Raw genomic sequence first — 2,661 nt, forward strand, 5'->3', positions numbered from 1 at the left:
GGCGGCTGGTGGACGAGCTCGCGAACGTCTCGGCCTGGCTGCGGCGGGAGGGCGCGGATCTGTCCGATCCGCTGCACGATGTGATCGGCGACGTGGCGGCCGGCCCTCTCAAGTCCGGGCTGGTGGCGCTGCGGCGCGCGGTGTTCTCCGGACGCCGCCCGAGCGGCGCGGCCGCGTCCGCCGACGTTCTGGCAGCCCTCCCCGCGGACCTGGCCGCCCGGGTCGGCACGTGGACAGCCCTGAGGCGCCGCGCGGAGGAGTTGCGCGCGGCGCTGCCCTCCGTACTGGCGGAGGAGTCGCGGGAGAAGACGGCGCTGCTGCGCGAGGCGGTGTCCGACGCCGGTTTCCGTCACGGCCTGGCCCAGGGCAGTCCGGTGCTGGCCGGCCGCCTCGACGCCTGGCTCGCCGGCCCCGCCGACCGCCCGCCGGAAAGGCAGGAACTGCTGCGGCTGGCCCGCTACCTCGCCCGGGCGACCGTCAAGACCAGCCCGTACGCCACGTTCACACTCAGCGGCCTGGGCCGGTGGGAGGCGGACGGTCCCGCGGTGCGGACCGGCGGTGAACCGTCCTGGCACGTCGTGGTCGAGCTGGACCGGGCGGTCCTGCGCCCGCTGTGGGCGGTGCTCACCCGGCATCGGCGCGTACGGGAGCGGGCCCGGCTGCGCGTCAACCCGTCCGCCGCCGACGACGGCGACCGGATCTGGTTCCTCAGCGCCGGTCACGGCGAGCCACTGTCCGGGGTGTCCGCGAGCCCCGCGGTGCGGCAGGCCCTCGACTGGGTGCGCGGGCAGTCCTTCGCCACCCTCGCCGACGCCCCGGGGATCGAGCCGCTGGTCGACGCGGGACTGCTGGAGCTCGTCCCGCCGTACGACGAGCAGGGCGCCGACCCGGTGGGACGGCTGGCGTCGTGGCTGGCGGAGGACGGCCCGGCGCCGTACGCACAGGCCGCCGGCCGGGTCGCCGAGGCACTGGTCGACGGCGTCCCCGATGCCAGCGAGGAGGCGGCCGGGGTCGTGCGGGAGGCGCTGCGGGAGGTGCTGCCGGCCGGGCCGTCGCTGCCCGACAAGAACCTGCTCTGGCACAGTGCCGTCATCCCCGGCGTCGCGGGACGGCTGAGCGCGGCGGCCTGGCGCGGAGTGTGCGACGACCTCGACGCACTGCGCGGGCTGCTCGGCCTGTTCGACCCCGACCTGCCCGTCAAGATCGCCGCCACCGCGTACTTCCTGGACCGGCACGGCCCCGGCGGCCGGATCCCCGCCCTGGACCTCTACCGCGAGATCCACAAGGCTGCGCCGGGCGAGGGCGGGGCGCTGCTGCGCGGCATGCTGCGCGACCCGGTCGCGGGCACGCGTGCGGTGCCGGACGCCGAGCCCCCACCCGGCCTGGTACGGCTCACCGAGCTGCGGCGGAGCTTCTGGGAGCGGGCCGGCGCGGGGCCCGGCGCCCGGGAGCCGGTGGTGGACCTCACCGCCGCCCGCCTGGCCGCCATGGCGGAGGACTGGCCGAGCTTCGTCCGGCCGCCGGGGTCGATCTGCTGTTACCTGCAGGCCGTGCCGGGACCGGGCGGTGTGCGCGCGGTCGTCAACTCCGTCTCCGCCGGGTACGGGCGCGGCCTGTCGCGGCTGCACCGGCTGGTCGTCCTGGCAGGCGGTGAGGCCCCGCCGGCCGCCGAACTCCGGGCCGCGCAGGGCGACGTTCTGGTGGCCGAGTGCCGCGGGCTCGCCGGCGGCGGCCTCAACGTCCGCCCGGCCACAGCCGACCTCGCCCTCGACCATCCCTTCACCGCCCCCGACGCGCACCTTCCGCGCGTCGCGCCGGCGGACCTCACGGTCGGCTACGACCCCGGCTGCGACCGGCTGACCTTGTTCGACGGTGCGGGCCGCCCGGTCCGACCGGTCCACCTGGGTATGACCGCCCAGTACTGGCTGCCTCCCTGGCTCCAGTTCCTGATGCGGACGTTCGGCGAGCCGTCCACGGCGATGGTGCCTGGCTGGGTGTTCCGTACCCGGGGCGAGGCGCCGGCCGAGGGCGTGGTGGAGCGCTGGCCGCGGATGGACGTCGGGCGGGTGACGCTCGCCCGGGCGGTCTGGCGGCTACGGGCCGGCGCCTTCCCGGTGCCCGCCAAGGGCGAGGGTGAGGCCGCCTACCTGCCCAGGCTGGCCGAGTGGCTGGCGCTGCACGAGGTGCCTCGGCGGTTCTTCGCGCGGGTGGTGGACCTCCGGCACGGCCTGCTGGTGGGGCTGCTGAGCAAGGACCGCAAGCCAATGTACGTGGACGTAACCGACATGCTGCTGCTGACCGGGTTCGTGCGCACGCTGCGCGACCCCGGCGCGCTGTTGGTGCTCGAGGAGGCCCTGCCCGACCCCTCCCAAGCGCCCAGGTACGGCGCCGGCGGGCGGGTCACCGAGTACGTCGTGCAGCTCTCCGCGCAGCCGCGCCGATGACGGCGGCGCGGACGGACGCGGGCGGTGGCGCCGAGGACCGCTGGGTCGGCGCGCACCTGTTCCATTTCGGCGACCTCGACCCGCTGATCACCGACGTGGTGGGCCCGGTGACGGAGGAGCTGGCGGCGGACGGCACGGCGCGCCGCGCCTTCTTCCTGCGCTACTGGGAGGGCGGCCAGCACGTGCGCCTGCGGCTGGAGGTGCCGGACCCGGCGCG

At 76.4% G+C, this 2,661-nt stretch carries 2 protein-coding genes; both read left to right on the plus strand.

Going from position 1 to position 2,661, the window contains the following annotated elements:
- A partial coding sequence (locus AB0J09_RS61835; protein ID WP_360713441.1) for a lantibiotic dehydratase occupies positions 1–2,444 on the plus strand: 2,444 nt, incomplete at its 5' end.
- Positions 2,441–2,661: lantibiotic dehydratase C-terminal domain-containing protein (locus AB0J09_RS61840; RefSeq protein ID WP_360713443.1), on the plus strand; the 221-nt coding region annotated here is incomplete at its 3' end. The genes AB0J09_RS61835 and AB0J09_RS61840, both read left to right, overlap by 4 nt.

The sequence above is a fragment of the Nonomuraea sp. NPDC049784 genome, assembly GCF_040659615.1.
Taxonomy (GTDB): Bacteria; Actinomycetota; Actinomycetes; order Streptosporangiales; family Streptosporangiaceae; genus Nonomuraea.